We start from the raw sequence: 21,864 nt of genomic DNA on the forward strand, positions 1-21,864 counted from the left end.
ACCTATTACCTGCTATACTATCGCGCTGTCTAAAAATTAATGGGGTATCCGCGTGGAAAGCGCCGAGCTAAAGCAATTTGTAATCGATAAGGTTGAAGACCTTAAAGCCAAAGATATTGTTGTAATGGACGTATCTGATAAATCTAACATCGCCGACTTTATGGTGGTTTGTACTGGTAATTCAAAAACTCATGTTAAAGCAATCGCTGAAAACTTAGTGGTTGAATCAAAGCGCGCTGGCCTAAAGATTTTAGGCGTAGAAGGCCGTGAAAGCAGCGAATGGGTTCTTGTTGACCTAGGCGATGTCATCATGCATGTAATGCAAGACCAAACTCGCGACTACTACCAGCTTGAAAAGCTATGGTCAGAAAAACCTGAATAATGAAAATTCAGTTAGTTGCAGTAGGGACCCGCATGCCAGATTGGGTCGAAACAGGTTTTAAAGAATATCAGCGCCGCTTTCCTCGAGATATGGCGCTTGAGTTAATTGAAATCCCCGCTGGCAAACGCGGTAAAAATGCCGATATAGCTCGTATCCTCCAAAAAGAGGGCGAGTTAATGTTGGCTGCAATCCCTAAGGGTAACCATATCGTCAGCCTCGACCTTCCAGGTAAAAACCTGAAGACACCCGAGTTGGCGCAGCAGATGAACAAATGGCTACTTGATGGCCGAGATGTCAGTCTGTTAATTGGCGGCCCCGAGGGGCTATCACCCGACTGTAAAAAAGCAGCAGCGCAAAGTTGGTGCTTATCAGCGTTAACTCTTCCCCACCCTTTGGTCCGAGTGATTGTTGCTGAAAGCCTTTATCGAGGCTGGAGTATTAATAATAATCACCCTTATCATAGAGAATAATATCGACTTTACATTAAGTTAGCCTTACCTTTACAGCAATAAGCTATGTGCCTGGCACCTTTTTTTGAGCAGGAGAAAATGTAAGTGTCCCCTAGAAAGCGCATTACCATGAACGACCATGCGGCTGAAGCCTCGCTGTTTAAACGTCGCGCTCTGTTTACTTTCCTTTGTGTGTTCATTCTGCTGAGCTTACTCCTCGTCAACCTCTATCAGCTGCAAATTCTCTCATTTAAAGATTATGAAACACGCTCCAACGATAACCGCATCAGAGTCGTCCCCGTAGCCCCAAGTCGTGGACTTATTTATGACCGCAATGGACAGTTACTTGCGGAGAACCAACCTTTCTTCTCTTTAGAGATGGTGCCCGAAAAAGTTAACAACATCAGTGATACTTTGGATGAACTAAGCCAAGTCATCTCTCTTACTGATGATGAAAAAGACAGTGTTATCGAGGCGCTCAAATACCACAGACGTTTTAAGCCTCTCACCATTAAAAACAAACTCACCGAAGAGCAAGTCGCCGAGTTTAGTGTCAATCAATATCGGTTCCCTGGTATTTCCATAGAAGCTGGCCTAAAACGCCATTATCCTTACGATGGCCTAATGACTCATGCGTTGGGCTATGTAGGGAAAATCAACAGTCGTGACAAGGCGTCACTTGAGCGCAATAACAAGTGGAGTAACTATGCCGCAACCAAAGATATTGGGAAGCAGGGTATCGAGAAGTTTTACGAGAGCATGTTACTTGGTAAGCCTGGCCACCTTGAAGAGGAGGTGAATAACCGTGGCAGAACCATTCGCACGTTAAAATCGGAGCCTCCGGTTCCCGGACAAGATATCTACTTAACCTTAGATCTTAATTTACAAAAAAAAGCCATGGAACTACTCAATGGTCGCCGTGGTTCTGTAGTGGCTATTGATCCTAGAGATGGCGGCATACTGGCCCTCCTATCAAGTCCAACTTACGATCCAAACCCATTTGTACATGGCATTAGCAGCAGAGCTTATAACGAGCTGTTGAGCTCAAAATCACGCCCTTTAATTAACCGCGCGACTCAAGGGCAATACGCACCGGCTTCGACAGTGAAGCCACATCTAGCGCTGTTAGGCTTAGAGACTAAAGCGATTACACCGAAAACTCGCATATGGGATCCAGGATTTTGGCAGATCCCAGGCGTTGAACGTAAATACCGAGATTGGAAGCGTTGGGGCCATGGCTGGGTTGATATTAACAGTGCGATTATCAGTTCTTGTGATACCTATTTCTATGATTTAGCCTATAAAACCGGTGTCGATGCTATCGCCAACTTTATGGAACCCTTTGGCTTTGGTGAGCGAACCGGTGTCGATATATTTGAAGAGTCTGCTGGTATCATGCCATCAAAAGATTGGAAACGTCTGCGCTATAACCAGCCTTGGTATATAGGCGATACTATTTCAGTCGGTATTGGCCAAGGCTACTGGACTACAACGCCACTACAGCTAGCTAATGCAACCGCTATTATGGCCAACAAAGGCCGTCGTTTTGTGCCACATCTGCTCAAATCTATTCAAGATCAAACGGCAAAAATAGACACCCCAGCCGATGAACTTGCGCCAATTGTACTTAAAAACCCCGACAACTGGGACATCGTTAATGAGGCCATGCGAGATACCGCACACAAGTCTCGTTTCACCGACGCCAAATATACGGCAGCAATGAAAACCGGTACAGCGCAAGTATTCAGTGTTGCAGAAGATGCCAAATACGACGCCGAAACGATTGATGAACGTCTAAGAGACAATGCATTGGTTATCGCCTATGCCCCCTATGAGAACCCCACTATTGTACTCGCTGTAGTACTTGAAAATGCGGGCTGGGGAGGCAGGAACGCAGGCCCTGTAGCGCGAGCGCTACTTGATGAGTATTTACTAAGAGATTCATGGGACAAAAAAGAATGAGTGCACACAACCATCGTCCAAATATTTGGCAGCGCCTTCATATCGACTTGCCACTGTTAATTGGGCTATTAGCACTAATGGGCTTTGGGCTCGTGGTAATCTACTCCGCTGGCGGTGAGGATTTAGCATTAATGGATCGTCAGTTAGTGCGTATGGGCTTGTCACTGGTGATCATGTTTGCCGTAGCCCAGATAAACCCTGAAGTCTTTCGCCGCTGGGCATTCCCCATCTATCTTGCGGGGATAATATTATTACTTGGGGTACATTTTTTTGGTGAAATAAATAAAGGGGCACAGCGCTGGCTCAACCTTGGTTTTATGGAGTTCCAGCCCTCAGAATTAATTAAACTCGCCTTTCCAATCACAATGGCGTGGTATATCAGTAAATTCCCACTGCCCCCTAAGAAGCGTTACTTAGCCGGTGCATTAGTCATTTTACTGGTGCCAACGTTACTCATTGCCAAGCAGCCTGATTTAGGCACCTCAATCTTGGTCGCCGCATCGGGGATATTTGTCCTTTTCTTATCAGGTATGAGCTGGCGAATTGTCGGTGGCTTTATCGGTACAGTATTAGCTATGTTGCCCGCACTGTGGTTTTTCTTCATGCATGATTACCAACGCACCCGCGTACTAACACTACTTGATCCTGAAAAAGACCCCCTTGGTGCAGGCTACCATATAATTCAATCTAAAATCGCTATTGGTTCTGGTGGACTTTGGGGCAAAGGTTGGCTCGATGGTACTCAATCCCAGCTCGAATTTTTACCTGAGCGACATACAGATTTCATCTTCGCCGTCATTGGTGAAGAGTTTGGTCTTATCGGCAGCTTGCTGCTATTGGCACTCTATCTTTATGTTATCGGTCGGGGTCTCGTTATCGCTTCTCGCGCCCAAACCAGCTTTGCTCGGTTATTGGCAGGCAGCATAACCTTAACTTTCTTTGTGTATATATTTGTCAATATAGGCATGGTTTCGGGCTTATTGCCTGTGGTAGGTGTACCTCTGCCGTTAATCAGTTATGGTGGTACCTCTATGCTGACATTAATGACCGGGTTTGGGATCTTAATGAGTATTCATACTCACAGACGATTCATTGATAGATAACATTAGCCACAAGCAAACAGAATTATTAACTCGACAACGTTTACCGTATTCAGGTATCACTGTAAGCGTTTAATCGACATTGAGGATTAAATAGCAGATGACACTGTTAAACCGTTTTGTAGCGCCTTTAGCGCTGGCCATTTTATCGAGCTCCGCATTCGCAAACACCACAGAGCCTTCGGTCGACGAACTAAAAGCTGAGTTTATTAAAACTCAATATGCTAAAGGCTTTAGTGATACAGAAACTCAAGATTTTATCGACAATGCTGAGTTTAACCAAGCCGTTATAGATGCAATGACCAAGCCTTGGGAAGCTAAACCTTGGCATCAATACTACCCAATTTTTCTAACTGACAAACGTCTAGCGGCAGGACTCAAATTCTGGAAAGAACACGCCTCGACCATAGATAAAGCCTCGAAAGAGTTCAATGTTGATCCACAAATCATTGTCGCTATCATAGGTATCGAAACTTTCTATGGCGGTTATATGGGCAACTATCCTGTTAAAGACGCTTTGTACACATTAGGCTTTCATTACCCGCCTAGAGCCACCTTCTTCCGCAGTGAGTTTGCTAATTTACAAGCATTAGTAAAAGAGGAAAATCTTGATATTAATAGCTTAAAAGGCTCATATGCTGGTGCAATGGGGTTTGGCCAATTTATCCCATCCAGTTACCGTCATTACTCGGTAGATTTTGATAATGATGGCAGCCGAGATCTGCTTAATAGCCCGGTTGATGCCATTGGTAGCGTGGCTAATTACTTTCATCAGCATGGCTGGCAACAAAACCAGCCCGTGGCAGTAGAATTAACATTGACTAAAGCATTGCCTGATACAGTTAAGACATGGTCCGGCGAGAAGATGCATTATACTATTGCTGATATTTTGTCCCCTAGTGTCGCGTTAGCTGAATCAATCGATATCGATGTATCCAAACCAGCACTGGTGGTTAAATTAGAGCAGACAGATAAGGAAGAGTACTGGCTAGGTTTAAAGAACTTCTATGTCATCACCCGTTATAACCGAAGCCCTCTTTATGCGATGGCGGTATACCAGTTTAGTCAGGAACTTGAACAAGCTTATGCAACGCACTAACGCCCTCGCTGTCATCTTATTAGCAAGTATTTTGGCAGCTTGCTCTAGCAGCCAAAACAGCCGCTACGATATTGCTGATGATAAAGCACCAACATCGGCACCCGATGTATCAAAAGTTGAAGACGCTCACCCGAAGTTTGAGCCCTATAGCCGCGGAGGCAACAAGGCAAATTACACTGTTTTAGGTAAAAACTATCAAGTCATGGATAGCGGCGAAGGTTATCAAGAAAAAGGCATAGCCTCATGGTATGGCGCTAAGTTTCATGGCCATTTAACCTCTAATGGTGAAACCTACGATATGTACTCAATGTCAGCGGCACACAAGAGTTTGCCACTGCCAAGTTATGTGCGGGTTACCAACCTAAAAAATGATAAAACCGTAATTGTTCGTGTTAATGATCGCGGGCCTTTTCATGAAGACAGGCTTATCGATCTGTCCTATGCCGCCGCTCATAGACTCGATATGTTGAAAACGGGCACTGCCAATGTCAGCCTTGAGGTGATCTATATTGCCAATCCTGAATCAATTGCGTTAGCGGAGCTAAAAGGAACTGCGCTGCATTTTATCCAAATTGTGGCGTCTTCAAACAAAACACGCTTGGACCTTTTAGCTAATGAGCTTGAGAAAAAATACCAAGTAAACAGCCGAGTACAAGAATCGAACAAACTATACCGCTTACAGCTTGGCCCGATTGGACAAGCGCAGCTAGCAAACAAACTGACAGAAACACTCAAACAGCAAGGTTACCCGCAAAGCTATTTGATAACAGAATGAAACAAGATTAATGAACCTAGTGCGAATTAGCTTGTCGACTAATGATATACTTTGCGGAACTTCGCTTTCATTATACCTAAACATAAAGACGTGCATGATTAATATGAATTTATTAAACCAACCTATAAAAACGCTTTTGCTCGCGACCTCAGTCGCCGCCTTTTCTGCACAAGCAGCTCCTGTTGTTACGCCAAATGCACCAACCGTTGCCGCTAAAGCCTATGTCCTATTGGATTATAATACTGGCCAAATTATTGCGGAAGACAATGCCTACGAGAGCTTAAATCCAGCCAGTCTAACTAAAATGATGACCAGTTATGTTATTGGTCATGAAATTAAAGTGGGCAACATATCACCTTCCGATGAAGTGACCATCAGTAAAAAGGCTTGGTCAAAGAACTTCCCCGATTCATCGAAAATGTTTATCGAAGTCGGTAAAACCGTTTCGGTTGAAGAGCTCAACAAGGGCATTATCATACAATCTGGTAATGACGCTTGTGTTGCAATGGCTGAACATATCGCAGGCACTGAAGATGGCTTTGTCGATCTGATGAATTCATGGGCTAAGCAGCTAGCTATGCAAGACAGTTACTTTGAAAACTCTCACGGTCTCGATTCAGATAACCACAAAACAACGGCCTATGATATGGCGATTCTTGGCGCCGCTATCATTCGTGATGTGCCAGATGAATATGCTGTCTACAAAGAAAAATCTTTTACCTATAACGGTATCAAGCAATATAACCGTAACGGACTTTTATGGGATAAAAGCCTAAACGTTGATGGTATTAAGACTGGCCATACATCGGGTGCTGGCTACAACCTAGTGACCTCAGCGACTAAAGATGGCATGCGTCTTATCTCTGTTGTCATGGGTACTAAAAGCGAGACAGCACGTAAAGCTGAAAGTAAAAAGCTACTCAATTACGGCTTCCGTTTTTTCGAAACCGTCACCCCTTACCAGGCAGGCGATAGCTTCGTTACTCAAAAAATTTGGTACGGCGACAGAGAAACCATTGATCTTGGTGTCACCACTGAGACACCAATCACTATTAGCCGCGGACAAGCGAAAAACCTACAAGCTAATTTTGAGCTAACCAAGGAGCTAAAAGCCCCTATTGCCAAAGGTGAAACGGTTGGCCGTATCTACTTCCAATTGAATGGTAAAGATATTGCGCAATTCCCACTTGTGACGTTGCAAGAAGTAAACGAAGGCAGCTGGTTTAGTCAGTTAATGGACTACTTTAAGCAGATGTTTGACGGCTGGTTTAGCTAATCAAACTGATGAAAATTGAAGCCACCTAAGGGTGGCTTCTTGCGTTTAATAGCGTTGATATCACCTTAGTGCACTTGAATTCGCTATAATCGACACCATATAACAGTTATAGAAATTGCTGAGAGTAAAAAATGTTAGATACTAAATTTGATGAATTGATGGAATTCCCAAACTCTTTTCCATTCAAAGTTGTTGGTGATGCCCATGAAACATTGGCCGATCGTGTTGTTGCCGTTGTTCAAAAACATGTCCCAGGGGATTACGTACCAAGCACTAAAGTCTCAAGTAAAGGGACTTATCATTCAATCACAATCCGAGTGACAGTGCAGAGTAAAGAGCATGTCGAAACTTTATACGTCGAACTAGCTAAAATAGACGGTGTAAAACGCGTCCTATAGATATTACTCATTACTGATAAATGTGATCTGTCTTACATTTATCAATTTGAAGCGTATAATAGCCGCACTTATATTTGGGGGAGAGGTTGCCCTTGCTAAAAAGCGCTTTGCATATTCGACATCTTGGTAAGCAAGATTACGAATCAGTGTGGCATGCTATGCAGCACTACACTGATAATCGCGATGAGAACAGCCAAGATGAAATCTGGGTTGTAGAACATACGCCAGTATTTACTCAGGGCCAAGCAGGTAAGAGTGAACACATCTTGAACCCAGGCGATATTCCAGTTATCCAAGTAGATCGCGGTGGTCAAGTGACCTACCACGGACCAGGACAATTGGTCATTTACCCTCTTTTAGATATCAAACGACTCAAAGTTGGCGTACGCCAGCTCGTCACCCATATTGAACAAAGTATTGTCAACATGCTTAAACGTTATGATGTAGAAGCTTATGCTAAAGCTGACGCACCTGGCGTGTATGTTGAAGAGCGTAAAATTGCGTCACTCGGTCTGCGGATCAGAAAAGGATGCTCTTTCCATGGATTGGCTCTCAATGTAGATATGGACATGTCACCGTTTCAACGGATCAACCCATGCGGTTACGCCGGAATGGAGATGATCCAATGCAAACAGCTCGGTGGACCGCAAACTGTCGAAGAAGCTGGCAAGCAGTTAGTTGAAACCCTTAGCCAAGAACTTGGTTTAAGCAACCTAGTTCATCATCAAGGATTACCAGAGTCATTATGAATAGGCCTGAAAGATTACAACCTGGCGTTAAGTTAAGAGACGCTGACAAGGTTTCACGTATCCCAGTGAAAGTCGTCCCTTCTGAGCGTGATACCATGCTGAGGAAACCTGATTGGCTGCGCGTTAAGTTACCCGCTTCGAATCAGCGTATTACTGAGATAAAACAAGCTTTACGTAAGAATGGTTTGCACTCGGTATGTGAAGAAGCCTCGTGCCCTAACTTGTCAGAGTGTTTCAACCACGGTACCGCCACCTTTATGATTTTGGGTGCTATCTGTACTCGACGTTGTCCTTTTTGTGACGTTGCACACGGGCGTCCATTAAAACCCGATGCTGCAGAGCCGAAAAAGCTCGCTCAGACCATCAAGGATATGAAACTTAAGTATGTGGTTATAACCTCTGTAGATCGCGATGATCTTCGAGATGGCGGCGCGCAACACTTTGCTGATTGTATACGTGAAATACGGGTATTAAATCCTCAAATTAAGATTGAAACCTTAGTGCCTGATTTCCGCGGTCGCATCGATAAAGCCCTCGAGATTCTAGCGACTGAGCCACCAGATGTGTTTAACCACAACTTAGAAACAGCGCCGATGCACTATCGTAAAGCGCGACCAGGTGCGAACTATCAATGGTCACTCGATCTGCTAAAGAAATTTAAAGAACGTCACCCTGATGTACCGACAAAATCTGGTCTTATGATGGGTTTAGGTGAGACTAACGAGGAGATCGCTCAAGTGCTACACGATCTTCGCGCTCACAATGTTGAGATGCTGACGTTAGGTCAATATCTGCAACCGTCAAAGTTCCACCTGCCAGTTGAGCGCTACGTGCCTCCAGCAGAGTTTGATGAGCTAAAAGAGATTGCAGAGCGCATTGGCTTTACTCATGCAGCCTGCGGTCCTTTAGTTCGTTCAAGCTACCATGCAGATCTTCAAGCACTCGGTAAAGAAGTTAAATAACTTTGCTTGAGTGAGAAAAGATAAAAAAATAGCGCCTATCTGGCGCTATTTTTTTATCTAATGCTAATACCACTTGTACACTCTAAAAGGTCAGCGTCATCAATATGGCATCTTCAGGCTCGCCAGCAGTTCTATAGTAACCTTTTCGGGCTCCTGACAGCTCAAAGCCTGCCTTTACATATAATGCCCTAGCACCAACGCCTGACTCTCGCACTTCAAGCATTAACACTTCAGCCCCGTTAGCTTGAGCTTGGTCAATCACCCTATCAAGCAAAGCTTTGCCGTAACCTTCGCCTTGATGCTGAGGCTCAACACAGATATCCATTAAGGTCGCGTCTTCAAAGATCTGATGCAATATAGCAAAACCACACAACTCATCACCTTCATAGGCGCCTAAGCAAGTATATAAAGCGCCAAAGCAGGTTTTGATTGTCGACTCGCTCATAGGGTGGCTATGTGCACTGGCTGCTATCAGTGCCATCTGAGGCGCTGATAGCTCGGTAAGAGGAATAACTGTCACTCTGAATCCTTTTGTACTATGAAAGGCTGCATATTACGCCATAGCAACTTCTTGGCTTCAGGGTTAGATTCAATTTCATTAATGGGAGCCGACATTAATATATTGTCATCATATTGCACCGGCTTACCACGCATATCCCAAATGACTTTTGAGTGCTTATCTGCACTGGTCGCAAACCGTATGTGCTCACGATCATAACCAAGCATCTCAAGTACTTTAGAAATAATGGGACTATCAATCTCAGTAAGCCTTCGCGGGCTCACTAATACCGTTGAGATTTCAGCTTTCAATTCAGGCTTTACCCAACGAGTTATTCCCATGGCATCTAAGTAGTCGCTTGATTTCATACTGGCTCTAATGGTCATAATAATAAGCAAGGATAACAGTTCGCTCACAAGCTTGTGAAGCCATCTAATCCTAACATTGAGATTTCTAAATTGCAGATGCAAAAAAGCCGAGCTAATGCTCGGCTTTTTCTAATTTGGCAGGGGTGGGGAGATTCGAACTCACAACATCCGGTTTTGGAGACCGGCGCTCTACCAATTGGAGCTACACCCCTGTTGACGACACGCATTATGCGTAAACAGACCTAAAAGGTAAAGTACTTTTTTATATAAAGGCTATCGACTGCAGGTTTTTCGGCCAACACAAAGATAACAACGCTAATTAACTAAAAGAAATCAAAATAACAAAGCCAAATAAGTATGAGAAAAATTGCAGATGTAAAAAAGCCGAGCTGGTGCTCGGCTTTTTCGAATTTGGCAGGGGTGGGGAGACTCGAACTCACAACATGCGGTTTTGGAGACCGCCGCTCTACCAATTGGAGCTACACCCCTGTTGAAGACGTCACTATGCGTAAACTGACTGAAAAGGTAAAGTACTTTTTAAGACTAAAGCTACTGACTGCATTTTTTTTACGCAGAAGCACTATCAAGGTTCAGGTATTGCACAACAACGTGCTGATATTGGCCTATTTTGCTTATCTCCCACCTCCCAAGCAATAGCTAAAGCAAGAGAGGTAGCTCTTATCTAATCCGCCTAGCCGCTATACAGTTACATCCTCACTCCCCATTAGGCAGCATCCTCTAAAAATTAGAGTTATTGATCGCCGAAGGTATCAGAGAGTCTATTGATACCGAGTACGAGATCACTTACGGCGCATCAGATATTTACTGCATATTGCATCCACTAGCGCAACTGAAGACTTGTAACCTCCTTTGTCAATCAAGACGCCCTGAAACAGCAACGACACCAAGTTTCAGAAACGGTCTATTCACTCTCTTACAGCTCGATAATTAGAAAGAGTCGGCGCCTGTAATCGCCAGCTACGCTAGAGCTCCGCGCTGACTAACAAGGATTCGGGGGAGTGCAGAAAGTGTTGGGGCAACTTTCGGCCGTAAGCACATCGCTATTGCGATATTCACCCTACACCGCCATTGATGGTGGAAGTGTCGATTATGCACGACTATGTGGATATAGGAGCTACGATGCCAAGGATGGACAAAGGGAGAATAATGCAGGAGCAATTATCGACCTATCATATTCCCCTTGTGAGAGTTACCATTCAAAAGCTGTTAAACGAATAAATCCCCCCCCACAAAGTACTAGGTATTTATCGCTTCTATCTCGAGACAGAGGTGATGAACAGCCGCGTCTGGAAATGAGCTACTCTTTATTTTCCTCGAAGTGGACACATGGGCATATCGACCACATAGCAATAAATGCCAATACTCAGAGTCATTAAACCATGCATGTAATGACTCGAAACCACAAATCGCAGACGTAAAAAAGCCCGTTACGCTAGCAACAGGCTATTCACTCTCTTACGAGACTGATATTAGAAAGAGTCGCGTCTGGAAATGACCTACTCCTTATTATCCTCGCGGGCGCCGCTTGGGCATATCGACCACACAGCTATAAATGCCAATACTCAGAGTCATTAAACCCTGCATGTAATGACTCGAAACCACAAATCGCAGACATAAAAAAGCCCGTTGCGCTAGCAACAGGCTATTCACTCTCTTACGAGACCGATATTAGAAAAAGTCGCGTCAGGAAATGAGCTACTCCTTATTATCCTCCTCAAAGTGGACACATGGGCATATTGACCACATAGTGGCTCTCGTTTTAAAGCTGGGAAAAATGCCGTTGATCCATACTCATAACGACTCAAAACCACAAATCGCGACGTAAAAAAGCCCGTTGCGTTAGCAACGGGCTTAATACTCTCTTTCGAGAAATTAGGCGCCTGGAAATGACCTACTCTCACATGGGGAAACCCCACACTACCATCGGCGATACTGTGTTTCACTTCTGAGTTCGGAATGGGATCAGGTGGGACCACAGCTCTATGGTTTCCAGACAAATTTGGTTATTACTTTCAGCTTTTAAAAAGCTAAAGGTAAAAAGTTTAGAAAGCTGATACTCGCTACCGCAAGTAATATTAAATTATTGAGTCTTACACACACATTAAGTGCTTCTAATTCTGGTTTCTGTCGAAACATCAGTCTCATACAAAACCCATCAGGGTTGTATGGTTAAGCCTCACGAGTCATTAGTACAGGTTAGCTCAACGCCTCACAACGCTTACACACCCTGCCTATCAACGTCCTAGTCTCGAACGGCTCTTTAGAGGAATTAAATTCCTAGGGATGACTCATCTTAGGACTCGCTTCCCGCTTAGATGCTTTCAGCGGTTATCGATTCCGAACGTAGCTACCGGGCAATGCTATTGGCATAACAACCCGAACACCAGCGGTTCGTCCACTCCGGTCCTCTCGTACTAGGAGCAGCTTCCTTCAATCATCCAACGCCCACGGCAGATAGGGACCGAACTGTCTCACGACGTTCTGAACCCAGCTCGCGTACCACTTTAAATGGCGAACAGCCATACCCTTGGGACCGACTTCAGCCCCAGGATGTGATGAGCCGACATCGAGGTGCCAAACACCGCCGTCGATATGAACTCTTGGGCGGTATCAGCCTGTTATCCCCGGCGTACCTTTTATCCGTTGAGCGATGGCCCTTCCATACAGAACCACCGGATCACTATGACCTACTTTCGTACCTGCTCGACGTGTATGTCTCGCAGTTAAGCTGGCTTATGCCATTGCACTAACCGTACGATGTCCGACCGTACTTAGCCAACCTTCGTGCTCCTCCGTTACTCTTTGGGAGGAGACCGCCCCAGTCAAACTACCCACCAGGCACTGTCCCGAACCCCGATTCAGGGGCCGCGGTTAGAACATCAAAACTACAAGGGTGGTATTTCAAGGTTGACTCCACTTCATCTAGCGACAAAGCTTCAAAGTCTCCCACCTATCCTACACATGTAGGTTCAATGTTCAGTGCCAAGCTATAGTAAAGGTGCACGGGGTCTTTCCGTCTAGCCGCGGGTATACGGCATCTTCACCGCAATTTCAACTTCACTGAGTCTCGGCTGGAGACAGCGTGGCCATCATTACGCCATTCGTGCAGGTCGGAACTTACCCGACAAGGAATTTCGCTACCTTAGGACCGTTATAGTTACGGCCGCCGTTTACCGGGGCTTCGATCATGAGCTTCTCCGAAGATAACCCAATCAATTAACCTTCCGGCACCGGGCAGGCGTCATACCGTATACTTCCTCTTGCGAGTTTGCACAGTACTGTGTTTTTGATAAACAGTTGCAGCCACCTGGTATCTGCGACTGCCAACAGCTTAGGGAGCAAGTCCCATCACCGTCGGCAGCGTACCTTCTCCCGAAGTTACGGTACCATTTTGCCTAGTTCCTTCAGCCGAGTTCTCTCAAGCGCCTTGGTATTCTCTACCCAACCACCTGTGTCGGTTTGGGGTACGATTCCTACTAACCTGAAGCTTAGAAGATTTTCCTGGAAGCATGGCATCAACTACTTCAGTCCCTTAGGACCTCGTCATCAACTCTCAGCATTGCAATTTAATGCGTATTCCCGGATTTGCCTAAGAATACTGCCTACAGCCTTAAACGCGGACAACCAACGCCGCGCTAGCCTAGCCTTCTCCGTCTCTCCATCGCAGTTAGCAGAAGTACAGGAATATTAACCTGTTTCCCATCGACTACGCCTTTCGGCCTCGCCTTAGGGGTCGACTCACCCTGCCCTGATTAACATTGGACAGGAACCCTTGGTCTTTCGGCGAGGGAGTTTTTCACTCCCTTTATCGTTACTCATGTCAGCATTCGCACTTCTGATACGTCCAGTGTGGGTTACCCCTTCACCTTCAACCGCTTACAGAACGCTCCTCTACCGCTTGCTAGTAAACTAGCAAACCCATAGCTTCGGTGTATTGCTTAGCCCCGTTAAATCTTCCGCGCAGGCCGACTCGACTAGTGAGCTATTACGCTTTCTTTAAATGATGGCTGCTTCTAAGCCAACATCCTAGCTGTCTAAGCCTTCCCACATCGTTTCCCACTTAGCAATAACTTTGGGACCTTAGCTGATGGTCTGGGTTGTTTCCCTTTTCACGACGGACGTTAGCACCCGCCGTGTGTCTCCCGTATAGTACTCATTGGTATTCGGAGTTTGCAAAGGGTTGGTAAGTCGGGATGACCCCCTAGCCTTAACAGTGCTCTACCCCCAATGGTATTCGTACGAGGCGCTACCTAAATAGCTTTCGAGGAGAACCAGATATCTCCCGGTTTGATTGGCCTTTCACCCCCAGCCACAAGTCATCCGCTCATTTTTCAACATAAGTCGGTTCGGTCCTCCAGTTGATGTTACTCAACCTTCAACCTGCCCATGGCTAGATCACCGGGTTTCGGGTCTACACCTTGCAACTAAACGCGCAGTTAACACTCGGTTTCCCTACGGCTCCGCTATTCGCTTAACCTCGCTACAAAATGTAAGTCGCTGACCCATTATACAAAAGGTACGCAGTCACGGTCTCAAGAACCGCTCCCACTGCTTGTACGTATACGGTTTCAGGTTCTATTTCACTCCCCTCACAGGGGTTCTTTTCGCCTTTCCCTCACGGTACTGGTTCACTATCGGTCAGTCAGGAGTATTTAGCCTTGGAGGATGGTCCCCCCATGTTCAGACAAGATGTCACGTGTCCCGTCCTACTCGTTTTCACGTAAAGTTAGTTTTCATGTACGGGGCTATCACCCTGTGCCGCTGTGCTTTCCAACACATTCCACTAACACCCTCTACGCTTAAGGGCTAATCCCCGTTCGCTCGCCGCTACTAGGGGAATCTCGGTTGATTTCTTTTCCTCCGGGTACTTAGATGTTTCAGTTCCCCGGGTTTGCCTCACAACACTATGTATTCATGTTGTAATACTCACTTATGTGAGTGGGTTTCCCCATTCGGACATCGTTAGCTCAAATGCTTGTTACTAGCTCGCCAACGCTTTTCGCAAGTTACTACGTCCTTCATCGCCTCTGACTGCCAAGGCATCCACCATATACGCTTAGTCACTTAACCATACAACCCAAATAAGTCTCTATGAGAAATAATCGTTGTTTCAAGCGGGTAAGCTCAAAACAGTCGTATCGTAACTAATGGTTTCTACTTTCGCCAAAATTAGAATTTTTAACTCGTAACCGTTAAGTCACAAGCCAAGACACTTAATGTTTAAGTGTTTAGAACTCAATTTTTTAATTTCGCGCTAATCCTATAAATAACAATACGATAAATCGTAGCTGCTATCCCTTTCAGATTAACACTATCAGCTTTCCAAATTTTTAAAGAACGATATCACTGCAACAAGGCAGGATATTTTGTCGCTCGCCTCAACTCAATTAAGAGATAAGGAGAACAAGCAATCTGTGTGGACACTCAAACGTATTTGCATACTTCAGATGCGAGTTAGTCGTATAGGTAAGGAGGTGATCCAGCCCCAGGTTCCCCTAGGGCTACCTTGTTACGACTTCACCCCAGTCATGAACCACACCGTGGTAAACGCCCTCCCGAAGGTTAAGCTATCTACTTCTGGTGCAGCCCACTCCCATGGTGTGACGGGCGGTGTGTACAAGGCCCGGGAACGTATTCACCGTAGCATTCTGATCTACGATTACTAGCGATTCCGACTTCACGGAGTCGAGTTGCAGACTCCGATCCGGACTACGACCGGCTTTGTGAGATTAGCTCCACCTCGCGGCTTTGCAACCCTCTGTACCGGCCATTGTAGCACGTGTGTAGCCCTACTCGTAAGGGCCATGATGACTTGACGTCGTCCCCACCTTCCTCCGGTTTATCACCGGCAGTCTCCCTAAAGTTCCCACCATTACGTGCTGGCAAATAAGGATAAGGGTTGCGCTCGTTGCGGGACTTAACCCAACATTTCACAACACGAGCTGACGACAGCCATGCAGCACCTGTCTCATAGTTCCCGAAGGCACACCAAAATCTCTTTCGGCTTCTATGGATGTCAAGAGTAGGTAAGGTTCTTCGCGTTGCATCGAATTAAACCACATGCTCCACCGCTTGTGCGGGCCCCCGTCAATTCATTTGAGTTTTAACCTTGCGGCCGTACTCCCCAGGCGGTCTACTTAATGCGTTAGCTTGAGAACCCAGTGTTCAAGACACCAAATTCCGAGTAGACATCGTTTACGGCGTGGACTACCAGGGTATCTAATCCTGTTTGCTCCCCACGCTTTCGTACATGAGCGTCAGTCTTTGTCCAGGGGGCCGCCTTCGCCACCGGTATTCCTTCAGATCTCTACGCATTTCACCGCTACACCTGAAATTCTACCCCCCTCTACAAGACTCTAGTTTGCCAGTTCGAAATGCAGTTCCCAGGTTGAGCCCGGGGCTTTCACATCTCGCTTAACAAACCGCCTGCGTACGCTTTACGCCCAGTAATTCCGATTAACGCTTGCACCCCTCGTATTACCGCGGCTGCTGGCACGAAGTTAGCCGGTGCTTCTTCTGCGAGTAACGTCACAGCTGTTGGTTATTAACCAACAACCTTTCCTCCTCGCTGAAAGTACTTTACAACCCGAAGGCCTTCTTCATACACGCGGCATGGCTGCATCAGGCTTTCGCCCATTGTGCAATATTCCCCACTGCTGCCTCCCGTAGGAGTCTGGACCGTGTCTCAGTTCCAGTGTGGCTGATCATCCTCTCAGACCAGCTAGGGATCGTCGCCTTGGTGAGCCATTACCTCACCAACTAGCTAATCCCGCCTAGGTTCATCCAATCGCGGAAGGCCCGAAGGTCCCCTCCTTTCCCCCGTAGGGCGTATGCGGTATTAGCAGTCGTTTCCAACTGTTATCCCCCTCGATTGGGCAGATACCTAGGTATTACTCACCCGTCCGCCGCTCGACACCTCAGGAGCAAGCTCCCTTGTGTTTCCGCTCGACTTGCATGTGTTAGGCCTGCCGCCAGCGTTCAATCTGAGCCATGATCAAACTCTTCAATTAAAGTTTTTTGCTTTACCCCGTTAAGAGCAAAGCGGCTCAATGAATTATACTGTTTTTCAAATATCCGAAGATATTCGAAGTTTACATATTGCTATGGTCACTCAGTGGTTCATTGAGTTAATATTTTTGATTGCTCGTCCTCTACTAGAGAGGAGCGAAGCAATTTCGAATAACTCAACACCTGTGAGTGCCCACACAGATTTGCTTGTCATATTGTTAAAGAGCGTGACATCAATCTTTCAGATGTCGCCGAAGACGCTAGGTCGTTGGCTTGAGGAGGCGTATTCTACACTCTCCAGTGTCGGCGTCAAGGGCTTATTTTAAGAAGTTTTTCAAGCGATGATTTCTTAACCACTCTCGTGAAATCAATCATTACCCGAAGCCCTTAAAGCGCTTGTCACCTGAATCAAATCTCCGAAGAAGTTTAACTCTCTAACACTGCTGCAAGTCCCGTACAACCTAAGCTGTTGGCCTCCTGTGCCGTGTCAGTGGATGCGCATTATAGGGAAATCTAACAAGAGCACAAGGGGTTAAATACTAAAAAGTGCAATAAAAATGAAATAAGGTTTCAACCCGTGCAAAATCCACCCACAAAGTACATATATCATCCAAAACATGTCTAAAACGGCCGTTTACACTAATTTCACTGGCTTAACACTTTGGTTGATTTACCTCTTGATAGGTCATTTTAAAGAAGACTGTTGCTTACATGCTTTGTTTTGACGATGACACGAGCATCTTCAAGTAGGATGGGAATATGAGATCTGTTGCTATTCATATAGTGTTCACGCTAGCATGAGGAACACTCGTTTCATCGTCAAAACTAATCATAGATATAACTATGGAAGGTGAATAATGGTATTTGATCCAGCTAATGGTGTCGCGGAATATAAAGTAGCTCCATTTATATCCACTCAATCACTTTGGGTAATGCTCAGTAGCTTGTTACTCATAGCGAGTCTGTTTAGCAGTAATTTATATGCTAGCGAAATCTATACATGGGTTGATGAAGATGGCGTAACTCATTTTACTCAGGAGCCTCCAGAGCAACAAAACGCTGAAAAAATGTATAGCGAAGATATAAAGCCTGGAAAAATAGGCAGTGTATCTCCAACCAACTCGTCCAAATTAGCAGAGGCCCCGACAGAGCTAGAAAGAGCTGCACTCGCAATAAATGAATCAGATAAAGCACAAGCAAAATCAATATGCGAAAGTGCTAAGCACAGCCTTAGTGTATTAACGAGCCATTCAAAACTTAATAAAAGGAGTAAAGAAACTGGCAAAACCGTGGCAATGACCGAGGGGCAGCGACAAGCTACTATAGCCGAGCAAAAAGAGCGGATCTCTTTATTTTGCCAAAAGTAATTAATATTGACTAAAAAGACTTAGAAACAGACTCCGCAGAAGCCCGTTTCTAAACGTTAGCTACTTACCCGCACCAAGGTTATACATAGAATACTGTACACCACCTTCACATGCTTTAAGGCCTGCTGCCCAACCATCATCAAATTTATCTAATCCATCAAGGGCTGTATCTTTTGCTACCGAATCATAAAGCTCTGCTTGTTGCTTCTTCATTACATAAGCATTCTTACAGCCTCGGAAATATCCATAATGATATAGGCTCTCATACTCTTTATTACCTTCGCCTATGTAGGGCGCCGACGTTTGCTCTTTTTTATCACTGGAGTTAGCACAGCCTACCATTACCATTGACGTTAAAACGATTATTGCTAACTGACGTTTCATACTGTTCTCTCCCTGTCACGAACAAGCTTTAGTAGTAGCCATTAGCATTTATACTAAAAAGCAGATACTAGCTGCTAGCTATACTAATTTTAATAATATTGAGTATTGTTGAATAATTGGATAATACAAACATATCGGTAATATGAACTGGAAGTTCCGCTATCAAGTAAGCTTAACACTACAAATATTAGTATAGCTGTAGCTCTATACAGCGAGATAGGCGATGGCGATGCATTAAAAAGTGGCATCAACCCTAGTTAATGCCACTTTAAAACGTCTTGAGTAACAGAGTTACCACAGTATTACTGAGTAAAGCAGAGTTGCCCTTCGGTAACGGTTACCTGTATCGGTGTACCAGGCTGAAGCTGTCCACTTAATATCTTTTGTGCCAATGGGTTTTCAACCTCTTGCTGCAGAGCTCGCTTCAACGGTCTTGCACCATAAATCGGATCATAGCCCGCATCAGCAATAACGGCCAATGCTTCATCACTGATCTCCAGTTCATAGTCTTTCTCTGACAACCTAAGTTGCAGTGCCTCTATCTGAATCCTAGCAATATGGGCAATATTGGATTTATCCAGTGGATGGAAAACCACGGACTCGTCAACACGATTTAAGAATTCGGGCCTAAAGTGCTGCGTCACCACCTGCATCACATTGGACTTCATCTCTTCGTAGCTTTGCTCGCCAAAGCCTGCTTGAATAACATCAGAACCAAGGTTTGATGTCATAATCACCACAGTATTACGAAAATCTACAGTGCGACCTTGGCCATCCGTTAAACGACCATCATCTAATACCTGCAGTAAAATGTTAAATACATCGGGATGTGCCTTTTCAACTTCATCAAGCAATATGACTGAATAAGGCTTACGCCTTACCGCTTCAGTTAAGTAACCGCCCTCTTCATAACCTACATATCCAGGAGGTGCTCCAACCAAACGCGATACTGAGTGCTTTTCCATAAACTCAGACATATCAATTCGTACCAGTGCTGATTCAGTATCAAATAGGAACTTGGCGAGTGACTTACAAAGTTCTGTTTTACCCACACCCGTTGGGCCTAAGAATAGAAAAGAACCAATCGGTCGACTTGGATCAGAAAGCCCGGCTCGACTACGACGAATTGCATTTGATACAGAATCAACTGCTTCATTCTGACCGATGACACGTTCATGCAGCGCGTCTTCCATCTGCAGCAACTTTTCCCGTTCCCCTTCAAGCATTTTTGATACAGGGATCCCAGTCGCCTTAGATAACACTTCTGCGATTTCAACGTCAGTAACCTTATTACGCAACAAGGTCATATCTTGCATTTCGGCTTGCGCCGCTAAGTCGAGTTGCTTTTCAAGTGCAGGAATGCGGCCGTACTGTAACTCTGACATACGGGTTAAGTCGCCCGCTCGCCTGGCAACCTCTAAATCCATTCTTGCTTGCTCTAGATCAGCTTTAATCTGTTGCGTACCCGCGAGGGCAGCTTTTTCGGTGTGCCAAATTTCATTCAGCTCAGCAGCCTTAGCTTCAACCTCTTTTAGCTCAGTACGCAGTACTTCCAAACGGCGTAAACTGGCTTCATCTTCCTCCTTGCGCACCGCTTGCTCTTCCAGCTTTAACTGAATAGCACGGCGTTCGAGTCGATCAAGAGATTCAGGCTTCGAATCTATTTGGATTCTGATACTTGATGCAGCTTCATCAATCAGGTCTATCGCTTTATCAGGCAATTTACGATCTGAAATATAGCGATTTGACATACTGGCTGCCGCGACGATTGCAGGGTCAGTGATCTCAACGTGATGATGCAGCTCATAACGCTCTTTAAGGCCACGTAAAATAGCAATGGTATCTTCAACATTAGGCTCATCCACCAGCACCTTTTGAAAACGACGCTCTAACGCTGCATCCTTTTCAATATACTGACGATATTCATCTAATGTTGTCGCACCTACACAATGTAGATCGCCACGTGCCAATGCTGGTTTAAGCATATTACCCGCATCCATTGCACCATCGCCTTTACCAGCGCCAACCATGGTATGTAGCTCATCTATAAAGAGGATCACTTGCCCCTCCTCTTGAGAAAGCTCATTAAGAACCGCTTTTAAACGCTCCTCAAATTCACCTCGGTATTTTGCACCAGCAATCAAAGCACCCATATCTAAAGATAGAACCCGTTTGTTTTTGATCCCTTCTGGCACTTCATTGTTAATGATCCGCTGTGCTAATCCCTCTACAATGGCGGTTTTACCGACACCAGGTTCACCAATCAATACTGGATTATTCTTGCTACGACGCTGCAATACTTGAATAGTGCGACGAATTTCGTCATCGCGGCCAATAACAGGATCTAACTTGCCCTGCTCTGCTCGTTCAGTAAGATCGACGGTGAACTTTTTAAGCGCTTGGCGCTGATCTTCCGCGTTAGGGTCATCAACCTTTTGGCCATTACGCATCTGTTCTATGGTCGACTCCATTAACGTCTTTGTTGCACCGGACTTCTTTAGTGCCTGTGCTAAGGCGTCATTGCCCTCAAGCGCAGCTAAGACAAACAATTCACTTGAGATAAATTTGTCTTTACGTTTTTGTGCCAGCTTGTCGCACAAATTCAGTAAACGGATCAGTGCTTGAGATAACTGTACATCTCCGCCCGTCCCCTCTACTTGTGGTCTTTGCTCTAGCTCTTGGCTCAACAACGAGCGCAGAGTACTCACTTGAATGCCCGCTTGGGTCAGAAGGGTGTGAATTGACCCGCCATCTTGATTCAACAGTGCCATCATCAAGTGGGCAGGTTCTATAAATTGGTGATCTCGACCCAATGCTAATGATTGAGCATCCGATATAGCAATTTGGAATTTATTGGTCATACGATCGAGTCGCATAATTCCTCCGATAACTTATTACTTGAATCCAGCGTTAGCTTTGTAACAGGGACATGCATGGAGTGCATCGAGCACGCAACTCTGAATAGAAAGACTGACTCCATTCACGCTTTGATACAAACAAGATATATTGATTTGCTCTACAAGACAGTAAAGCATCTGATAACTAAAAGATGGGGGCTAAACGAG

Annotated in this window: 15 protein-coding genes, 2 tRNA genes and 3 rRNA genes; 11 read left to right on the plus strand and 9 right to left on the minus strand. The window is 45.3% G+C overall.

All coding sequences use genetic code 11. The annotated features are described in order from the left end of the window. The first annotated feature begins 52 nt into the window (after positions 1-52). The 10 genes from rsfS to lipA all read left to right on the plus strand — a co-directional run bounded on the left by rsfS (position 53) and on the right by lipA (position 9,152). On the plus strand, positions 53-382 hold the full coding sequence (rsfS, locus tag JK628_RS17315) for a ribosome silencing factor (RefSeq protein ID WP_202286195.1): 330 nt from the start codon (positions 53-55) through the stop codon (positions 380-382). Further along, positions 382-852, plus strand: coding sequence for a 23S rRNA (pseudouridine(1915)-N(3))-methyltransferase RlmH (gene rlmH / locus JK628_RS17320; protein ID WP_020913937.1), 471 nt, complete (start codon positions 382-384; stop codon positions 850-852). The genes rsfS and rlmH overlap by 1 nt, the downstream gene beginning before the upstream one ends. 84 nt (positions 853-936) lie before the next feature. Then, positions 937-2,793, plus strand: coding sequence for a penicillin-binding protein 2 (gene mrdA, locus JK628_RS17325; protein ID WP_202286196.1), 1,857 nt, complete (start codon positions 937-939; stop codon positions 2,791-2,793). Beyond that, positions 2,790-3,896 (plus strand): rod shape-determining protein RodA, encoded by a 1,107-nt coding sequence (rodA, locus tag JK628_RS17330; RefSeq protein ID WP_202286197.1) that lies wholly within the window; start codon positions 2,790-2,792, stop codon positions 3,894-3,896. Before mrdA ends, rodA begins: the two co-directional genes overlap by 4 nt. Positions 3,897-3,993: 97 nt before the next feature. Further along, on the plus strand, positions 3,994-4,992 hold the full coding sequence (mltB, locus tag JK628_RS17335) for a lytic murein transglycosylase B (RefSeq protein WP_202286198.1): 999 nt from the start codon (positions 3,994-3,996) through the stop codon (positions 4,990-4,992). Beyond that, on the plus strand, positions 4,979-5,767 hold the full coding sequence (locus JK628_RS17340; protein WP_202286199.1) for a septal ring lytic transglycosylase RlpA family protein: 789 nt from the start codon (positions 4,979-4,981) through the stop codon (positions 5,765-5,767). Before mltB ends, JK628_RS17340 begins: the two co-directional genes overlap by 14 nt. A gap of 103 nt (positions 5,768-5,870) precedes the next feature. Then, positions 5,871-7,043 carry a serine hydrolase gene (locus JK628_RS17345; RefSeq protein WP_202286200.1) on the plus strand — a complete coding sequence of 391 codons (1,173 nt, stop codon included), beginning with the start codon at positions 5,871-5,873 and terminating at the stop codon, positions 7,041-7,043. 131 nt (positions 7,044-7,174) lie between these two features. Next, a complete protein-coding gene (gene ybeD, locus JK628_RS17350; protein WP_202286201.1) occupies positions 7,175-7,441 on the plus strand; it encodes a DUF493 family protein YbeD in 267 nt (88 codons plus the stop codon). A 92-nt stretch (positions 7,442-7,533) separates the two neighbouring features. Beyond that, positions 7,534-8,190 (plus strand): lipoyl(octanoyl) transferase LipB, encoded by a 657-nt coding sequence (gene lipB, locus JK628_RS17355; protein ID WP_202286202.1) that lies wholly within the window; start codon positions 7,534-7,536, stop codon positions 8,188-8,190. Next, the gene (gene lipA, locus JK628_RS17360) at positions 8,187-9,152 is read left to right on the plus strand and encodes a lipoyl synthase (protein ID WP_202286203.1); all 966 of its coding nucleotides are present in this window, start codon (positions 8,187-8,189) and stop codon (positions 9,150-9,152) included. Before lipB ends, lipA begins: the two co-directional genes overlap by 4 nt. A gap of 82 nt (positions 9,153-9,234) precedes the next feature. Here lipA and rimI read toward each other — a convergent pair whose 3' ends face one another. The 7 genes from rimI to JK628_RS17395 form a co-directional block, all read right to left on the minus strand. After that, the gene (rimI, locus tag JK628_RS17365) at positions 9,235-9,633 is read right to left on the minus strand and encodes a ribosomal protein S18-alanine N-acetyltransferase (RefSeq protein WP_202289862.1); all 399 of its coding nucleotides are present in this window, start codon (positions 9,631-9,633) and stop codon (positions 9,235-9,237) included. 35 nt (positions 9,634-9,668) lie between these two features. Continuing rightward, positions 9,669-10,019, minus strand: a complete 351-nt coding sequence (locus JK628_RS17370) for a DNA polymerase III subunit psi (RefSeq protein ID WP_202286204.1) — start codon at positions 10,017-10,019, stop codon at positions 9,669-9,671. Between the two features lie 135 nt (positions 10,020-10,154). Next, a tRNA-Trp gene (locus JK628_RS17375) sits at positions 10,155-10,231 on the minus strand. 200 nt (positions 10,232-10,431) lie between these two features. Continuing rightward, positions 10,432-10,508: transfer RNA gene (locus JK628_RS17380), tRNA-Trp, on the minus strand. A gap of 1,410 nt (positions 10,509-11,918) precedes the next feature. Next, positions 11,919-12,034: ribosomal RNA gene (gene rrf / locus JK628_RS17385) — 5S ribosomal RNA — on the minus strand. Positions 12,035-12,205: 171 nt separating this feature from the next. Further along, positions 12,206-15,110, minus strand: a 23S ribosomal RNA gene (locus JK628_RS17390). Between the two features lie 397 nt (positions 15,111-15,507). Beyond that, positions 15,508-17,050: ribosomal RNA gene (locus tag JK628_RS17395) — 16S ribosomal RNA — on the minus strand. Together the 16S, 23S and 5S rRNA genes form the textbook arrangement of a ribosomal RNA operon. Before the next feature lie 855 nt (positions 17,051-17,905). On the opposite strand from JK628_RS17395, the gene JK628_RS17400 reads away from it, so the two are divergent. Next, positions 17,906-18,415, plus strand: coding sequence for a DUF4124 domain-containing protein (locus tag JK628_RS17400; RefSeq protein WP_237524044.1), 510 nt, complete (start codon positions 17,906-17,908; stop codon positions 18,413-18,415). Positions 18,416-18,475: 60 nt separating this feature from the next. Here the strand turns inward: JK628_RS17400 and JK628_RS17405 are convergent, their stop codons facing one another. Then, positions 18,476-18,799 (minus strand): hypothetical protein, encoded by a 324-nt coding sequence (locus JK628_RS17405; protein WP_202286205.1) that lies wholly within the window; start codon positions 18,797-18,799, stop codon positions 18,476-18,478. A gap of 302 nt (positions 18,800-19,101) precedes the next feature. Then, entirely contained in the window at positions 19,102-21,675 is a 2,574-nt protein-coding gene (gene clpB / locus JK628_RS17410) for an ATP-dependent chaperone ClpB (RefSeq protein WP_202286206.1), read from the minus strand. Between the last annotated feature and the right edge of the window lie 189 nt (positions 21,676-21,864).

The organism is Shewanella sp. KX20019 (assembly GCF_016757755.1).
In the GTDB taxonomy this organism is placed as follows: Bacteria; Pseudomonadota; Gammaproteobacteria; order Enterobacterales; family Shewanellaceae; genus Shewanella.